Origin of the sequence: Enterobacter cloacae complex sp. S2 (genome assembly GCF_015159675.1) — a bacterium.
Taxonomy (GTDB): Bacteria; Pseudomonadota; Gammaproteobacteria; order Enterobacterales; family Enterobacteriaceae; genus Enterobacter; species Enterobacter intestinihominis.
Window position 1 is genome coordinate 289832 of the sequence record NZ_JADDTS010000002.1, and the last position, 16715, is coordinate 306546.

The 16715-nt window shown below is 60.2% G+C and carries 12 protein-coding genes; 1 reads left to right on the forward strand and 11 read right to left on the reverse strand.

Annotated features, from left to right (window positions below):
• Positions 1 to 8: 8 nt before the first annotated feature.
• The 9 genes from iolE to IPZ49_RS02050 all read right to left on the reverse strand — a co-directional run bounded on the left by iolE (position 9) and on the right by IPZ49_RS02050 (position 12296).
• Complete coding sequence (iolE, locus tag IPZ49_RS02010) at positions 9 to 899, reverse strand: myo-inosose-2 dehydratase (RefSeq protein ID WP_058700737.1); 891 nt, start codon at positions 897 to 899, stop codon at positions 9 to 11.
• An 11-nt stretch (positions 900 to 910) separates the two neighbouring features.
• Positions 911 to 2815 (reverse strand): 5-dehydro-2-deoxygluconokinase, encoded by a 1905-nt coding sequence (gene iolC / locus IPZ49_RS02015; RefSeq protein WP_063932839.1) that lies wholly within the window; start codon positions 2813 to 2815, stop codon positions 911 to 913.
• 12 nt (positions 2816 to 2827) lie between these two features.
• Positions 2828 to 3961 (reverse strand): Gfo/Idh/MocA family protein, encoded by a 1134-nt coding sequence (locus tag IPZ49_RS02020; protein ID WP_063932840.1) that lies wholly within the window; start codon positions 3959 to 3961, stop codon positions 2828 to 2830.
• Between the two features lie 8 nt (positions 3962 to 3969).
• Positions 3970 to 4998, reverse strand: a complete 1029-nt coding sequence (locus IPZ49_RS02025) for an ABC transporter permease (RefSeq protein WP_032669397.1) — start codon at positions 4996 to 4998, stop codon at positions 3970 to 3972.
• Positions 4999 to 5009: 11 nt separating this feature from the next.
• The gene (locus IPZ49_RS02030; RefSeq protein WP_063932841.1) at positions 5010 to 6557 is read right to left on the reverse strand and encodes a sugar ABC transporter ATP-binding protein; all 1548 of its coding nucleotides are present in this window, start codon (positions 6555 to 6557) and stop codon (positions 5010 to 5012) included.
• A gap of 48 nt (positions 6558 to 6605) precedes the next feature.
• Entirely contained in the window at positions 6606 to 7535 is a 930-nt protein-coding gene (locus tag IPZ49_RS02035; RefSeq protein ID WP_032654457.1) for a substrate-binding domain-containing protein, read from the reverse strand.
• Positions 7536 to 7566: 31 nt separating this feature from the next.
• The gene (iolG, locus tag IPZ49_RS02040; RefSeq protein WP_032669395.1) at positions 7567 to 8553 is read right to left on the reverse strand and encodes an inositol 2-dehydrogenase; all 987 of its coding nucleotides are present in this window, start codon (positions 8551 to 8553) and stop codon (positions 7567 to 7569) included.
• A 300-nt stretch (positions 8554 to 8853) separates the two neighbouring features.
• The gene (iolD, locus tag IPZ49_RS02045; protein ID WP_063932842.1) at positions 8854 to 10779 is read right to left on the reverse strand and encodes a 3D-(3,5/4)-trihydroxycyclohexane-1,2-dione acylhydrolase (decyclizing); all 1926 of its coding nucleotides are present in this window, start codon (positions 10777 to 10779) and stop codon (positions 8854 to 8856) included.
• 11 nt (positions 10780 to 10790) lie between these two features.
• Positions 10791 to 12296 (reverse strand): CoA-acylating methylmalonate-semialdehyde dehydrogenase, encoded by a 1506-nt coding sequence (locus tag IPZ49_RS02050; RefSeq protein ID WP_058686518.1) that lies wholly within the window; start codon positions 12294 to 12296, stop codon positions 10791 to 10793.
• Positions 12297 to 12587: 291 nt separating this feature from the next.
• Between IPZ49_RS02050 and IPZ49_RS02055 the strand changes: the two genes are divergently transcribed.
• Complete coding sequence (locus tag IPZ49_RS02055; protein WP_032654464.1) at positions 12588 to 13418, forward strand: MurR/RpiR family transcriptional regulator; 831 nt, start codon at positions 12588 to 12590, stop codon at positions 13416 to 13418.
• 55 nt (positions 13419 to 13473) lie between these two features.
• Here the strand turns inward: IPZ49_RS02055 and guaA are convergent, their stop codons facing one another.
• Both guaA and guaB read right to left on the reverse strand, forming a co-directional pair.
• Positions 13474 to 15051: a glutamine-hydrolyzing GMP synthase gene (guaA, locus tag IPZ49_RS02060; RefSeq protein WP_006811514.1), complete on the reverse strand. Its 1578-nt coding sequence runs from the start codon at positions 15049 to 15051 to the stop codon at positions 13474 to 13476.
• Positions 15052 to 15118: 67 nt separating this feature from the next.
• The gene (gene guaB / locus IPZ49_RS02065) at positions 15119 to 16585 is read right to left on the reverse strand and encodes an IMP dehydrogenase (RefSeq protein WP_003860601.1); all 1467 of its coding nucleotides are present in this window, start codon (positions 16583 to 16585) and stop codon (positions 15119 to 15121) included.
• Between the last annotated feature and the right edge of the window lie 130 nt (positions 16586 to 16715).

Sequence of the window (16715 nt, forward strand, 5' to 3'; positions counted from 1 at the left end):
TCACCTCCTCAAATAAGTCCGGCATTGCGCGCCAGGCGGTGCAGGTTGTTATACCCCAGTCGGGCATAGGTAAGCGGATGGGCGATTGCCGGGTCCTGCTCGGCCTCCACCACCAGCCAGCCGTGATAATTCTGCGCTTTCAGCAGCCGCATGATGGGCGAGTAATTCACACAGCCGTCGCCCGGCACGGTAAACACGCCGCTCAGCACCGCATCAAGGAAGCTGGTTTTGCGGTTTTTGACCTCCGCCAGCACGTCGGCGCGCACGTCTTTGCAGTGAACGTGGTTGATGCGCGACGCCCAGCGCTGCGCCACCGCCAGCGGATCGGCCCCGGCAAAGGTCAGATGTCCGGTATCCAGCAGCAAACCGACCGCCTCCCCGGTGTGGATCATCAGGTTGTCCACGTCCTCAGCGGACTCAATTACCGTGCCCATATGGTGATGGTAGGCAATCTGCACGCCCTGCTGCTGGGTGTAGCGGGCAAATTCGGTGAGCTTCTCGCCATACTCTTTCCAGCGTTCCTGCGGGAAGCGCGGGCGCAGATGCACCGAGGTCTGCTGCTCGCCATGAATGCAGCCGCTCACCTCCGCAAAGACCAGCACCTTCGCCCCCAGCTCGCGCAGCAGCGTCAGGTGCGGCTGCACGGCGGCGATCTCCTCCTCCACGCTGCGCTCCAGCAGGCGGCCGGAGTACCAGCCGGAGACCAGTTGCAGGTCGTGGCGCTGTAGAACAGGGCCGAGCAGGTGCGCTTCGCGCGGGAATTTGTTCCCCAGCTCGAAACCGGCAAAGCCTGCCGCTTTGCCTTCGCTCAGACAGGTCTCCAGCGAGGTTTCCGCCCCGAGAGAAGGCAGATCGTCGTTCGTCCACGTCAGCGGGTTAATGCCTAATTGCACACTCATTGTCGTCTCCATTATGCGTGTCCGCGCTCGCGCCACCAGGCGATAAGCTGTAGGTAGTTGTCCCGGATGCGCGCCACCAGCTGCGCATCGTCAATATCATGTTTCAGCCACGCGCGGGAAGCATCGCCAAACAGCGTGCGTCCCACGGCGAAACCTTTCACCAGCGGCTGCCCCGCCGCGGCTCTGAAGTCGGCCCGGAGCTGTTCTGCCGGAGCATCCAGCCCGAGGATCACCACCCCACGGCAGTACGGGTCCCGGCGTTCGATAATCTCGCTCAACGTCGTCCAGCCCTCTGCGGAGAGCGGTGGCAGTTTCCACCAGTCGGGGTAAATCCCCAGGTTGTAGAAGCGAGAAATGGCCCGCAGGTAAAGTTCGTCGCTGCGCGGCATGCTGGCGGGCAAAATCACTTCCAGCAGCAGCTCGTGCCCGGACTGGCAACAGGCGTGGTAGACCTCGGCGATTTTCTGCTCCTGCTCCAGGCGCAGGCCGTGGGCATCTTCCGGGTGGAAGAAGACCAGGCACTTCACCACGTGCTCCTGCGGCCAGCTGATAAGCTGGGTGCCGATGTTGCCGTGCTCCATCTCCAGAGGCCGGGAGCCAGGCAGCTCGATGGGGCGGCCAATCCACCACCCTTCCCCGGTGATGGCGTTCAGCGCGTCCTGACCAAAGGTGCCGTCGCACAGCAGACCAGCTTTACCTTCCAGCCCGGCGCGGCTCGCCGCCTCGCGGCTGGCCTGCAGGATCAGTTGCTTCAGCGCCGGAATGCGCTTAAGCGACGCGCCGCACTGCATCGCCATATCCTCAAGCTGGCTGCGGTGATCGAACGCCATCACGCACAGCTCCGGCCACTCGCGGCGACGGGTGGTCACCCGGTGGAGATGGTTAAGACGCGGGTCGAGATCCGGGCGCGGCACATCCGCAGCGCGGGAGAGATAGTCATCCAGCTCGATTTTGCTCGGCATCGCCGGGGCGCAGCCGTGGCGCGACACCACCAGCGCGCCGCAGGCGTTGGCATAGCGGCACGCCTGCTCCCAGCCCTCGTCGTTCAGGTAGCCGCGCAGCAGGCCGGACATAAATGCGTCCCCCGCGCCGAGGACGTTTAGCACCTCCACGCGCACGCCGGTCACCGTCAGGCCGTCGTCCAGACGAGGCGGAATAGCGTCTGTATAGACCGAGCAGCCCAGCGCGCCGCGCTTGCAGACCAGCGTCGCCTGACTCACGCCACGCACCTGAGCCAGCGCCTGTAGCGTATCCGTACTGCCACCCGCAATGTGAAACTCCTCTTCGGTGCCGACAATGACGTCGAAGAGGTGCAGCACCTCCTGTAGCTCACGGGTGACCTTGTCGGCGGCGATAAATCGCGTTTCACCGTCGCCTAAGGAGGTCAGCCCCCACAGCACCGGACGGAAGTCGATGTCCAGCACCGTGCGCACGCCGTGACGGCGGGCATAGCCCAGCGCCGTCAGCACCGCCTCGCGGGTCTTCGGATGAGAAAGATGCGTCCCGGTGATGGCAAGACAACGGGCGGAGGCAATGTAGCTTTCGTCCACATCGCTGGCCGTAATAGCCATATCCGCGCAGTTATCGCGATAAAAAATCAGAGGAAAAGTGTCCCGGTCTTTAATGCCGAGTAGCACCAGCGCCGTGAGGCGTTCTTTATCAATAATCAGATGGCGGGTATCGCAGCCAACCTGGTTGAGCTCTTCGCGCAGGAAGCGGCCCATATGTTCATCGCCAACGCGCGCCAGCATCGACGAGCGTAAACCCTGGCGCGCGGTGCCGTACGCCACGTTGCCGGAAGACCCGCCGAGATATTTGGCGAAGCTCGACGCGTCCTCCAGACGGGCACCAACCTGCTGGCTGTAGAGGTCTACCGCCACGCGGCCCATGCATATCACATCAAACTGCTTTTCCACGTTGATACCTCATCAGACAATATCGTTCACGTTCAGCCAGCGGCCTTCCAGGTGTGAGAGCGCGATCGCGTCCAGCACGCGCGACACCTTCCAGCCCTCTTCGAAGTCCGGCCACATTGGCGCGTCGGCGGCAATCCCGTCCACCAGGTCGCGCACCTCCACCGTTTTTTGATCGTTAAAGCCAATACCATGGCCCGCGCCCATGCAGAACGCGGCGTAGTCCGGGTGCGCCGGGCCAACGAGCAGCGTGCGGAACCCCTGACGGTTCACCGGATCGTCATGCAGATAGAGCTTCAGCTCCGCCATGCGCTCCTGGGTGAAGCTGATGGCGCCTTTCGTCCCGGTGATGACGTACGACAGCCCCATCTTGCGGCCGCAGGCGACGCGGGAGGTTTCAATGACGCCCTGCGCCCCGCTCGCGAAGCGCACCATCGCGTGGGCCTGATCCTCGTTTTCGACGGCAATCATCTCCGACGATCCGGCCTTCGCCGGGCGCTCCGGGACCACGATCTTCAGGTCGCCGCAGACCTGCTCGATATCCCCCACCAGGTACTGGGCCATATTGACGATGTGAGCCGCAAGGTCGCCCAGCGCGCCCAGCCCGGCGGTCTCTTTAAAGCAGTGCCAGTGAATGGGCGACAGCGGGTCGGCCATGTAGTCTTCGTTGTGGGTGCCGTAGAAGTGGATCACCTCGCCAATCTCGCCGCGGGCGATAATCTCCTTCGCCAGCTGCGCGGTCGGGTTCTTCATGTAGTTGAACCCCACCAGCGTTTTCACCCCGGCCCGCTTCGCGGCATCGACCATCTCGCGCGCGTCGTGGGCGTTGAGCGCCAGCGGCTTCTCCGAGTAGACGTGCTTGCCGTGGCGGATCGCCTCCAGCGCCATCTCTTTATGCAGGTGGTTGGGTGAGCAAATATCCACCACGTCAATGGCCGGGTCGGCCACCAGCGCCCGCCAGTCTCCCGTTGAACGGTTAAAGCCAAACGCCCGCGCGCGCTCTGTCGCCAGCTCCGGCGTGACTTCCGCCACCATCTCGCGCACCAGACTGCCGCGCAGGTTGAACACCGTCGGGGCCTGGGCATAGGCGATAGCGTGCGCCTTGCCGATATAACCGGTGCCGATCAATCCAATACGAACCTCTTTCATCACTATCCTCACAGTGCGCCGCGACGGCTCTTGGCGTAGGTATCAAACGCCACCGCCAGAACGATAATTAATCCGGTGATAATTTGCTGGTAGTAGGCCGAGACGTTCATCAGCACCAGGCCGTTAATCAGAATGCCCATGATGATGGAGCCGATAACGGTGCCGCCGATGCGCCCGTAGCCGCCCATCAGCGAGGTGCCGCCAATCACCACCGAGGCGATAACGCGCAGCTCAAAGGAAATTCCGGCCACCGCCTCAGCACTGCCCAGACGCGCGCTCAGGATGAAGCCTGCCAGCCCCGCCAGACAGCCAATCAGCACGTAGACGCTGACCAGCACGCGCTTGACGTTGACGCCCGCCAGGCGCGCCGCCTCCGGGTTGCCGCCGATGGCGTAGACGAAGCGGCCCCAGCGGGTTTTATGCAGCGCCAGATAGCCGCCGACGGCGACGATGGCGAAGATCCAGATCGGAATGGATATGCCGAGCAACTCCCCGCGCCCCCACCAGCGGTAGCCTGGGTCGAAACCGGCGATCGGCGCGCCATCGTTAATCACCAGCGTCAGGCCGCGCCAGATGGTCATCCCGCCGAGGGTGACGATAAACGGCGGCAGGCGCAGGCGGGTGACGCCCAGGCCATGGAGAAATCCAATCGCCGTGCCCATCGCCAGACAAATCCCCAGGCCGATCAGCCAGCTCATGCCGCCCCAGGCGTTCGGGTCAACGGTGGTAAAGTTGTCGCCCTTAATCACGTACGCCGCGGTCATGGCGCACACCGCCAGAATGGAGCCGACGGAGAGGTCGATCCCGGCGGTGAGAATAACGAAGGTCATCCCCACGGCCATGATCCCGTAGATGGAGACTTCGGTCAGAATGTTGAAAATATTGCGTTCAGAGAAAAAGTTGCTGTTCTGCGACTGGAAGAAGATCAGCAGCAGGATCATGAAAATCAGCACCCCAAAGCGCTCGAAGAAGGCGATGGGATCGATGCGTCCGGCGCGTTTGACCGGGGCCTGCGTTTTAGAAATCATCTGCGTCATGAGAAACTCCGTTATGCCGCGTTCAGGGCGTTGTGGTTGATGGCCATCATCGTCATCAGCCGCTCTTCGTTGGCATCATCGCCGTGGATCTCGCCGGTTACCCGGCCTTCGCTCAGGGTGATGATCCGGTCGGACACCGCCATCACTTCAGGCAGATCGGAGGAGATCACAATCACCGCCACGCCCTTTTTCGCCATGTCAAACAGCACCTGGTGCACTTCTGATTTGGTCCCCACGTCGATGCCACGCGTTGGCTCATCGACAATCAGCACCCGTGGGTTGAGCGCCATGCATCGCGCGAGGATGACTTTTTGCTGGTTACCGCCGGAGAGCTTGCGCACCTCCTGCGCACTGTTGACCATTTTGATCTGCAGCGCCTGGCGGTAGGACTCAATCAGATCGTCCTCTTTGCGGGTATTGACGAACCAGCGCCAGTGCAGCAGTGACGAAAGGCAGGAGAGCGACAGGTTGTCGCGAATCGACAGCCCCAGCACCGCCCCCTCTTTTTTGCGATCTTCCGGCACCAGCGCCACGCCCTGATCGAGGGCATACAGCGGGTCGCGCGGCTGGTACGGCACGCCGTCAAGCTCAAAGCTGCCCGAGGTAAACGCGTCTGCGCCAAACAGGCAGCGGGCCACTTCGGTGCGTCCTGCACCCACCAGTCCGGCGATGCCCAGCACCTCCCCGGCGTGGACGTGGAAGCTGATGTCGTGCAGGGCAATACCGTGCGGATCCAGCGGCGGCTTCTCGCGGCTCAGCCCCTTCACTGCCAGGCGGACGGGTTTGTCTTCATGATGCGTTTCGCTGGCAGGACGACGGTTAAAGGCTACGTCGCGCCCGACCATCAGGCGGATCAGCTGCTCTACGTTGGTCTCCACCACCGCGCCGGTGCCGGTGAAGCGGCCGTCCTGGAAAACGGTGAAGCGATCGCAGAGCTGGAAAACTTCGTGCAGGCGGTGAGTTACATAGATAATACTCACGCCACGGTTTTTAAGCTCCCGCACCACGCGGTGCAGGCTTTCTACTTCGCTGTCGCTCAGCGCGGCGGAAGGTTCATCCATGATGATCAGCCGAGCGTTAAGGGTCAGCGCTCTCGCGATCTCCACCATCTGCTGCTGGGCCACACTCAGGCGGGCAACCGGTGTGGTCGGCGCAACATTCAGTTGCAGGTAATCCAGAATGACCTGCGCCTCCTGGTTTACTGCTTTTTCGTCAACGATCAGGTTGCGCCTGCGCGGTTCGCGCCCGAGAAACATGTTTTCCGCAACGGTCATGTTGGGCAGCAGGTTGAACTCCTGATAGATGGTGATAATGCCCTTGTTCTGGCGTTCCACTGGAGAGTCATCTACCGGCAGCGTTTCGTCGTTAAACCAGATATCCCCGCGGGTTTGCGGCTGCGCGCCCGCGAGCGCTTTCAGCAATGTAGATTTTCCCGCCCCGTTTTCCCCCAGCAGGGCGTGGATTTCTCCGCTACCGACGGTCAGCTGAGCGCTGCTCAGCGCCCAGACGCCGGAAAAGCTTTTTGCCAGGTCGGTCACTTTCAGTAAGGGTTGCGACATCGGTCTGCTCCTCCTCATGTTGAGCCGCCAGAGGCGGCTCGGGACATATCAGTTACCGGCCTCACCGATACGCTCGGCCTGCTGTAGGTTCTCTTTGGTGATCAGCGTCGGCGGGTAGTCGGCTCCGGTGATGGCTTTCTTCTCGCGCACGTTGGCCACCAGCTGGCTCATCGCCGTCTGCACCGCAAAGCCCGGACGCTGATCAGCCGTCACCGCCAGCCAGCCGTCGCGCACGCGAGCCAGCGCTTCCGGTACCGCATCAAAGCCGGTGACCAGAATTTCTCCCGGCTTTACGCCCTGGCCTTGCAGCGCTTCAATAGCCCCCAGCGCCATATCGTCGTTGGCGGAGAGGATCACCTGCGGGCGTTTCGGCAGCGAAGGCAGAACGCTTTCCACAATGCGCATCCCTTCGGAACGCATCCAGTTGCCGGTCTGATCGGCGACGATCTTGTACTTATCCCCGCCCGCCTTCAGACTGTCGCGGATCCCTTTGGTGCGTTCGATATTGGAGGAAGAGCCCGGCTGACCGGTGAGGAGAATGATGTCCGCGCCGTTGGGGAATTTGGTTTTGACGAAATCGCCAATCGCCTGGCCGCCCTTATAGTTGTTGGCGCCGAAGTGCGGCACTTTCTTCTGGCTGTCGACGGAGCGGTCGAGCGTGACCACCGGCAGCTTCGCATCCTGAATTTCATCCACCGCGCTGGAGACCGCGTTTACGTCGTTCGGGGAGACGATAAAGCCCTGCGCCCCGCGGGTGATGGCGTTTTCCAGGTCAGCTACCTGTTTCGGTGAACTGCCCTGCCCGTCCAGCACCTGAAGCTTCACGCCCATCTCTTTTGCGGCTTTCACCGCCGTGCGCTGCATGTGAACTTCAAACGGCATGGCCAGGTTTGGCGTACTGAAAACTATTTGCTCGTTTTCGGCGAGGGCGGCCCCGGACGTCATGGCGATGAGGGCGGCTACGATCAGTTTTTTCATTATTATGTCTCTCTGTGTAGGGTTGTGGTGTTTAGAGGACGATCTCGCGCTGGCTACGCAGCGACTCCAGCGCTTTATCCGCAAGGTACAGCGCACGTTCACCATCATCGCCGCTGCAGTCAGGTACCGCTTCGCCACGCAGGACCGCAACAAAGTGTTCCCATTCCGCGGCGTAAGCGGATTTGTAGCGCTGCAGGAAGAAATGTTCCGGCAGCGCGCTGGTGCAGCCCTGTTTACCGTAGTGTTGCACCTGGTTTTCAAGGATGTTGCCCGCGCACAGCAGCCCTTCGGAGCCGTGCAACTCCAGGCGCTGGTCGTAGCCGTAAGATGAACGGCGGCTGTTAACGATGGTCGCCATCGCGCCGGAGGCGTATTTCAGAACGATAAACGCGGTATCGATATCCCCCGCCTCGCCAATCGCCGGATCCACCAGGTTGCTGCCCTGGGCATACACCGACACCGGCTCTTCGCCCATGATGAAGCGTGCCATGTCAAAATCGTGGATAGTCATATCGCGGAACATGCCGCCGGAGACGCGCACGTATTCCACAGGCGGCGGAGATGGATCGCGGGAGATAATCAGCAGCGATTCCGGCTTGCCGATGCACCCGGCCTGCACGTCGGTTTTAACGCGACGGAACTGCGGGTCAAAGCGGCGGTTAAAGCCGATAAACAGCGGCACATCGTACTCTTTGACCACTTTCAGGCAGTCGCGCACGCGGGCGAGGTCGAGGTGTACCGGCTTTTCACAAAAGATGGCTTTGCCGTGGCGGGCGGCCATTTCAATCAGGTCCGCGTGGGTATCAGTCGCGGAGGCGATCAGCACGGCGTGCACGTTAGGGTCGGTCATCGCATCAATCAAGCTCTGCTGGCGGGCCTGATACTGCGCGGCGAGACGGGTTGCAAATTCCTGATTCGGGTCAACCACGGACCAGAGCGTGGTCGCGCCGTGGCTGGCGATGTTAGCTGCATGAACCTGGCCAATTCGGCCAGCGCCCAGTAAAGCAATGTTAAACATAACGGCTCCCGGTGTTGGTGAATGCTGTGAACTAACGACCCTATAAATAAAACATTTATTTCATTTTTATAAATAGTGAAAATTATGTTTTTGAGTGTGAGTTAACACTTTTGAGATGAATGAGATAAATTTTGTTATCAATCTCACAACATGGAAGGACGTGCGGCAACTCCCCTCACCCCGGCCCTCTCCCCAAAGGGGCGAGGGAGAAAAGAGCGCACCAAACTATCCCCTCTCCCTTTGGGGGAGAAGGTAGGGTGAGGGGAAAATGAAATGAAAATTTCGTTAAGGCGAAAAAACTTAATACTGCCGGGCTTTTTTCAGCTGCGCCTGCGTTTGCTCCGCGGCTTTGCGCACGGCAGACGACGCCGCCACCTGCGCGTCACCGGTACGCCACCACGACGCATAGTCATGGGTCATGGTCTTCGGCAGCACTTTAATGTCCAGCAGCGTCGGGCCAGGGTGCGCGCGTGACGCCTCAAGCGCCGCCAGCAGGCTTTGCTCATCGTTCACACGCCACGCACGGCAGCCGTAGCTTTCCGCATTTTGCGCAAAGTCGACCTTCACCAGCGGCCCGTCAAGCCGCCCGGTTTCCGGGTTGCGCCTGCGGTTTTCCGTGCCAAAACTGCCCATTCCGTGCCCCATCTGTAGGTTGTTAATGCAGCCAAAGCCGGCGTTATCAAATAACAGAATGGTGACTTTGATCCCCTCCTGTACGGCGGTTTGCAGCTCGGAATGGAGCATCATGTACGAACCATCCCCCACCATGGCATAAACCGGTAGCTGCGGTTTCGCGAGCTTCGCGCCAATAGCTGCCGCGATCTCATAGCCCATGCACGAGTAGCCGTACTCCAGATGATAACTGTCCGGCGTTTTGACCTGCCAGAGACGCTGTAAATCGCCCGGCAGCGAACCGGCCGCGCCCACCATGATGGCGTTATCCTCAATATGCTGGTTGATCAGCCCCAGCACCCGCGTCTGGGTCAGCCGGGTGTTGAGCGTCTCGCCGTATTCCGCCAGCTGCGCATCCAGGTGTCCAGCCACTTCGGGTGCGTCATCAGGACGCCACTGGCGATCCCACAGGCGGCAGCACTCGTCGCGCCAGGCGGACTTCGCCACGGCAATCGCTTCTCCCCAGGCGCTGCGATACCCGGCGAGCGCGTGGGTCAAGCCTCTCAGCCCGGTTTGGGCATCGGCAATCAGCGCGGTGGCGTCCAGCTTCAGGGCATCAAACTCGGCCACGTTCAGCAGCAGGAACTCAACGTCAGGGTGGGAAAAGAGCGCCTTGGAGCCGGTGGTAAAGTCGGTAAGACGCGTGCCGATGCCAATCACTAAGTCAGCCTGTGGCGCAAGCTGGTTGGCGGCCATACCACCGGTTACCCCCACGCCGCCCAGGTTAAGTGGGTGGTCACTTACCAGCGCCCCCTTTCCGGCCTGGGTTTCGGCAAACGGCAGCCGCAGCGTCTCGACAAATTCGCGAAACGCTTCATGCGCGCCGGAATAGCGCACGCCGCCGCCGCAAACCACCAGCGGACGGAGCTTGCGGGCGATCAGCGCCCGCGCCTGCTCCAGGCGCTCCGGATCTGGCGGGCGGCGCTCGATGTGGTGCACGCGACGCGCGAAGAAGCTCAGCGGGTAGTCCCAGGCTTCTCCCTGCACGTCCTGCGGCAGGCAAATGGTCACCGCGCCGGTATCGGCGGGGTCAGTGAGCGTTCGCATCGCGCTTAGCATCGCGCTCATCAGCTGTTCCGGCCGGTTGATGCGGTCCCAGTAGCGGGAGACCGGACGGAAGCAGTCATTAGTGCTGATGCTAAGATCGTGATACTGCTCGATCTGCTGCAGTACGGGGTCCGGCTGGCGGCTGGCGTAGATATCTCCCGGCAGTAGTAGCAGCGGGATGCGGTTCGCCGTCGCCGTTGCCGCTGCGGTAATCATATTGGCAGCGCCTGGCCCGACGGAGGAAGTGACGGCAAAAATGCGCTGACGGCGATGCTGTTTGGCGAACCCCGTCGCCATGTGGGCAATCCCCTGCTCGTTGCACCCCTGCATGATTTTCAGATGACCGGGATCCTGCTCCAGCGCCTGGCCGATACCGAGCACGTTGCCGTGACCAAAGATGGTGGCGACGCCCTCCACGAAGGGCGTTTCAATGCCATCAATGCTGACGTACTGTTGATTAAGGAACCGGACCAGCGCCTGGGCCATGGTCATACGTTCGGTTTGCATAAAACCTCCTGTCAGCCCAGCGTCGGCATGGAGAACGCAGCGCCTGTCTCCTGCTGCATTTCCGGCCAGCGTGCGGTGACGGTTTTCATTCGGGTGTAGAAACGCACGCCGTCGTTACCATGGACGTTGAGCGCACCGAAGATGGAACGCTTCCAGCCACCGAAACTGTGAAATGCCATCGGCACCGGAATCGGCACGTTGACGCCCACCATGCCCGCCTGCACCTCCTCGCAGAAGCGGCGGGCGCAGCCGCCATCACGGGTGAAAATCGCCGTACCATTACCATATTCGTGGCGATTAATCAGGTCCACCGCGCTGCTGTAATCTGCTACGCGAACCACAGAAAGCACCGGGCCAAAAATTTCTTCTTTATAGATGGTCATCTCCGGGGTGACGGTATCGAACAGCGTCGGCCCGACGAAGTAGCCCTGCTCGTGGCCCTTCACGCTGAAGCCGCGACCGTCCACGCGAAGTTTCGCTCCCTGCGCTTCCCCGCTGTCGATGTAGCCCAGCACCTTGCTGCGGTGCGCGGAGGAGATGAGCGGCCCCATTTCGTTTTCTGGCGTCTGGTCCAGCCCTGGCCCAACGCGCAGCGCGGCAATCTGTTTTTCCAGACGGGCGCAGAGGTCATCGGCGGTTTTATCGCCCACCGCCAGTACCACTGAAAGCGCCATACAGCGTTCCCCCGCCGCGCCGTAGGCCGCGCCCATAATGGCGTTGGTTGCCATCTCCATGTCGGCATCCGGCATTAAAATGCAGTGGTTTTTCGCCCCACCCAGCGCCTGACAGCGTTTGCCGTGGGCGGACGCGGTCTGGTAAATGTATTCCGCAATCGGCGTAGAGCCAACAAAGCTCACCGCCTGCACGCGCGGATCGGTCAGTAGCACGTCAACGGACTCTTTATCACCCTGCACCACGTTGAAGACGCCATCCGGCAGGCCGGCCTCTTTCAGGAGCTGCGCCAGCGCGAGCGCGAGAGAAGGATCTTTTTCCGAGGGTTTCAGCACGAAGGTATTCCCTGTCGCCAGCGCAATCGGGAACATCCACATCGGCACCATCGCCGGGAAGTTAAACGGTGTGATCCCAACGCAGACCCCGAGCGGCTGCATCAGCGAGTGGCTGTCGACGCCGGTGCCGACGTTCGCAGAGTGCTCACCCTTTTGCAAATGCGGAATACCGCAGGCAAATTCCACCACTTCCAGGCCACGGGTCAATTCGCCCACCGCGTCGGAGAAGACCTTGCCGTGCTCTTCGCTGATGATGCGGGCCAGGCGCGTCATGTTCTCCTCCAGCAGCGACTTGAAGCGGAACATCACGCGCGCGCGCTTAAGCGGAGCCTGGCGCGCCCACGCAGGAAACGCCTGCTGCGCGGCGGCAATCGCCTGCCCGGTTTCCTGCGCCGTACTCATTACCACCTGGCGGATCTGCTCGCCCGTGGCTGGGTTGAAGATCGCCTGAACGCGCTGGCCTGAACCGGTGACACATTCGCCGTGAATAAAATTCGCTACCGTCTCCATCCTTAACCTCTCGCTGTTGATACGTGACTGTTGACTGAACACTGTGTACAAACACTATATATGAAACAAACGTTCCATTTTAAGTTGAAATAAAATAAATGATGATTATTGTGATCAAGGATGGATTTTTATGTTTACAGCCAGTAACACTGGCTCAGCGTGCGCTATTAAGAAATTTCGGGCGAGGAAATGACTGAAGTTTCTGTTTCATTTTTGCTGCCAGATGGATGGCCGACATTTAAAAGACGCGGTTTTGCGTTTAGAATCATGAGACTGTATTTGGGGGATAAGATGACGACAGCAACCAGCCTGAACGAACTGCAGCAGCAAATCCGCGAGCGATACGATAACCTGAGTAAGAGGTTGCAGCAGGTCTCCCGCTATGTACTGGATAACACCAACAGCGTGGCCTTTGATACGGTTGCCGTTATTGCCGAGCGCGCCGACGTGCCGCCCTCGACGCTGATCCGCTTCGCCAACGCCTTTGACTTCACCGGCTTTAACGAAATGAAACAGCTGTTTCGCATGAACCTGGTGGAAGAGACCGCCAGCTACAGCGACCGCGCGCGGCTGTTCCGTGAAATGGAGAGCGAGGCCGTGCCGGAGACGCCGCTCGATATTCTGCACGAGTTCGCCCGCTCGAACGCGCAGGCGCTCCAGCAGCTGGCCGCCCGCGCGGAACCGGAAATGCTGGAGCGCGCAGTGCAGCTGCTGGCTGACGCCGACACCATCTACATCGCCGGACTGCGCCGCTCCTTTAGCGTCGCGGCTTACCTGACCTATGCCCTGAGTCATCTGGAGTGCCGCCCTATTCTGCTCGACGGCATGGGCGGAATGCTGCGCGAACAGATCAGCCGCATTAAAGCGCGCGACATTGTGGTGTCGATCAGCTTCTCGCCGTACGCCGAAGAGACAGTGATGGTCAGTGAAACTGCCGCCAGCGTCGGCGCGCGGCAGATCGTGATTACGGACAGCCAGATAAGCCCCCTGGCGACGTTTAGCGATCTTTGCTTTGTGGTGAAAGAGGCGCAGGTGGATGCGTTTCGGTCTCAGTCGGCAACGCTATGCCTGGTGCAGTCGCTGGTAGTGGCCCTGGCGTATAGGTTGGGTGAAGGGAAGTGAGGAAATAAAAACCCCCTGCACAGGCAGAGGGTTTGGGTGTTAATTCAGAGGGAGATTATTCCCACTCAATCGTAGCCGGTGGCTTACCGCTGATGTCATACACGACGCGGGAAATACCGTTAACTTCGTTGATGATGCGGTTAGACACGCGGCCTAAGAAGTCATACGGCAGGTGCGCCCAGTGCGCGGTCATGAAGTCGATGGTTTCCACCGCACGCAGGGAAACAACCCAGTCGTACTTGCGGCCATCGCCCATGACGCCAACGGAGCGAACCGGCAGGAACACGGTGAACGCCTGGCTCACTTTGTTGTACAGGTCAGCTTTGTGCAGCTCTTCGATGAAGATAGCGTCCGCGCGACGCAGCAGGTCGCAGTACTCTTTCTTCACTTCGCCCAGCACGCGCACGCCCAGACCCGGGCCCGGGAACGGATGACGGTAGAGCATGTCGTACGGCAGACCCAGCTCCAGGCCGATCTTACGCACTTCGTCTTTGAACAGCTCACGCAGCGGTTCAACCAGGCCCATCTTCATCTCTTTCGGCAGGCCGCCCACGTTGTGGTGAGATTTGATGACGTGCGCTTTACCGGTGGCGGAGGCCGCAGACTCGATCACGTCAGGGTAGATGGTGCCCTGCGCCAGCCATTTCACATCTTCCAGCTTCAGCGCTTCTTCGTCGAACACTTCCACGAACACGCGACCGATGATTTTACGTTTCGCTTCCGGATCGTTCTCGCCTTTCAGCGCGTCCAGGAAGCGCTGCTCGCCTTCCACGTGAACGATGTTCAGACCGAAGTGGTCGCCAAACATGTCCATAACCTGCTGGGCTTCGTTCAGACGCAGCAGACCGTTGTCCACGAAGACGCAGGTCAGGTTTTTACCGATGGCGCGGTGCAGCAGCATCGCGGTCACGGAGGAGTCCACGCCGCCGGAGAGGCCGAGGATCACTTTGTCATCGCCAACCTGCTGGCGGATACGCTCCACGGCGTCGTCGATGATTTTTGCCGGGGTCCACAGGGCTTCGCACTGGCAGATGTCACGCACGAAGCGCTCCAGCATGCGCATACCCTGACGGGTGTGGGTCACTTCCGGGTGGAACTGCACGCCGTAGAAACGTTTTTCTTCGTTCGCCATGATGGCGAACGGGCAGCTTTCAGTGCTGGCAACGGTCACGAAGTCAGACGGGATAGCGGTGACTTTGTCGCCGTGGCTCATCCACACGTCCAGCAGCGGTTTGCCGTCTGCGGTCAGGGAGTCTTCGATACCGCGCACCAGCGCGCTGTCGGTGACGACTTCAACCTGTGCGTAGCCGAACTCACGCTCGTTAGAGCCTTCTACGTGGCCGCCCAGCTGCATCGCCATGGTCTGCATGCCGTAGCAAACGCCGAACACCGGTACGCCCGCTTCGAACACGTACTGCGGCGCACGCGGGCTGTTCTCTTCGGTGGTGCTTTCCGGGCCGCCGGACAGGATGATGCCGCTTGGATTGAACTCGCGAATCTGTGCTTCCGTGACATCCCACGCCCACAGCTCACAGTAAACGCCCAGTTCACGCACGCGGCGCGCCACCAGCTGAGTGTACTGAGAACCAAAGTCCAGGATGAGAATGCGATGTTTATGAATGTTTTCCGTCATTGACGCTAATTCCGAGGCAAGTGAAACAAAACAAAGCGCCCGGCATTGAGCCGGGCGCGGAAATTTATCAGGAGCCCAGACGGTAGTTCGGGGACTCTTTGGTGATCGTCACGTCGTGAACGTGGCTCTCCTGGATACCCGCACCGCTGATGCGTACGAATTCCGCTTTGGTACGCAGCAGGTCAATGGTACCACAGCCGGTCAGACCCATACAGGAGCGCAGGCCGCCCATCTGCTGGTGAATGATCTCTTTCAGTCGGCCTTTATACGCCACACGGCCTTCAATACCTTCCGGCACCAGTTTGTCTGCCGCGTTATCGGTCTGGAAGTAACGGTCAGAGGAACCTTTAGACATCGCGCCCAGGGAGCCCATACCGCGGTAGGATTTATAAGAACGCCCCTGGTAGAGTTCGATTTCACCCGGGGATTCTTCGGTACCGGCCAGCATGGAGCCCACCATCACGGCTGCGGCACCTGCGGCGATCGCTTTGGCGATGTCGCCAGAGAAACGGATACCGCCGTCCGCGATGACCGGAATACCGGTACCTTCCAGCGCTTCAACCGCGTCAGAAACCGCCGTGATCTGCGGCACGCCTACGCCGGTGACGATACGAGTGGTACAGATAGAGCCAGGGCCGATACCCACTTTCACCGCGCTGCAACCCGCTTCCGCCAGCGCGCGAGCGCCTGCGCCGGTTGCTACGTTACCGCCGATGATCTGGAGATCCGGGTATTTAGCACGGGTTTCACGAATACGTTGCAGAACGCCTTCGGAGTGGCCGTGGGAGGAGTCAATCAGCAGCACGTCAACGCCCGCAGCAACCAGCGCGTCAACGCGCTCTTCGTTACCCGCACCTGCGCCAACCGCAGCGCCGACGCGCAGACGGCCATGCTCGTCTTTACAGGCGTTCGGTTTACGTTCTGCTTTCTGGAAATCTTTAACGGTGATCATGCCGCGCAGGTGGAAGTTCGCGTCCACTACCAGCGCTTTCTCAACGCGTTTTTCGTGCATTTTCGCCAGCACCACGTCGCGGGTTTCGCCTTCACGCACGGTCACCAGACGCTCTTTTGGCGTCATGTAGACGCTGACAGGCTGGTTCAGGTCAGTCACGAAACGCACGTCACGACCGGTAATGATACCCACCAGTTCGTTGTCTTCAGTGACTACCGGATAGCCTGCAAAGCCGTTACGCTCGGTCAGGGCTTTCACTTCGTGCAGCGTGGTGGTTGGCAGAACGGTCTGAGGATCGGACACGATACCGGATTCATGCTTCTTCACGCGGCGAACTTCTTCCGCCTGACGCTCGATAGACATGTTTTTGTGGATAAAGCCAATGCCGCCTTCCTGTGCCAGGGCGATAGCCAGACGCGCTTCAGTCACGGTGTCCATTGCTGCGGAGAGCATAGGAATGTTCAGACGAATGGTTTTCGTCAACTGCGTGCTGAGGTCGGCAGTATTCGGCAGAACGGTGGAGTGAGCGGGAACGAGGAGGACGTCGTCAAACGTCAGTGCTTCTTTAGCGATACGTAGCATGGGCAATATCTCTGACCTGGATGGTTAAATATTGCCGTGGCATTATACAGAGCGTAACCGATTGCATCCACACTTTTTTGAAAAAAATGCTTGCGCTCACCTCTCAGCAGGTTACTATCGACTGAATAAC

What these genes read in the sequence shown, in the direction of transcription:
- iolE (WP_058700737.1), bottom strand. Translation starts at nt 899, where the DNA reads ATGAGTGTGCAATTAGGCATTAACCCGCTGACGTGGACGAACGACGAT.
- IPZ49_RS02020 (WP_063932840.1), bottom strand. Translation starts at nt 3,961, where the DNA reads ATGAAAGAGGTTCGTATTGGATTGATCGGCACCGGTTATATCGGCAAG.
- IPZ49_RS02025 (WP_032669397.1), bottom strand. Translation starts at nt 4,998, where the DNA reads ATGACGCAGATGATTTCTAAAACGCAGGCCCCGGTCAAACGCGCCGGA.
- IPZ49_RS02030 (WP_063932841.1), bottom strand. Translation starts at nt 6,557, where the DNA reads ATGTCGCAACCCTTACTGAAAGTGACCGACCTGGCAAAAAGCTTTTCC.
- IPZ49_RS02035 (WP_032654457.1), bottom strand. Translation starts at nt 7,535, where the DNA reads ATGAAAAAACTGATCGTAGCCGCCCTCATCGCCATGACGTCCGGGGCC.
- iolG (WP_032669395.1), bottom strand. Translation starts at nt 8,553, where the DNA reads ATGTTTAACATTGCTTTACTGGGCGCTGGCCGAATTGGCCAGGTTCAT.
- iolD (WP_063932842.1), bottom strand. Translation starts at nt 10,779, where the DNA reads ATGCAAACCGAACGTATGACCATGGCCCAGGCGCTGGTCCGGTTCCTT.
- IPZ49_RS02050 (WP_058686518.1), bottom strand. Translation starts at nt 12,296, where the DNA reads ATGGAGACGGTAGCGAATTTTATTCACGGCGAATGTGTCACCGGTTCA.
- IPZ49_RS02055 (WP_032654464.1), top strand. Translation starts at nt 12,588, where the DNA reads ATGACGACAGCAACCAGCCTGAACGAACTGCAGCAGCAAATCCGCGAG.
- guaA (WP_006811514.1), bottom strand. Translation starts at nt 15,051, where the DNA reads ATGACGGAAAACATTCATAAACATCGCATTCTCATCCTGGACTTTGGT.
- guaB (WP_003860601.1), bottom strand. Translation starts at nt 16,585, where the DNA reads ATGCTACGTATCGCTAAAGAAGCACTGACGTTTGACGACGTCCTCCTC.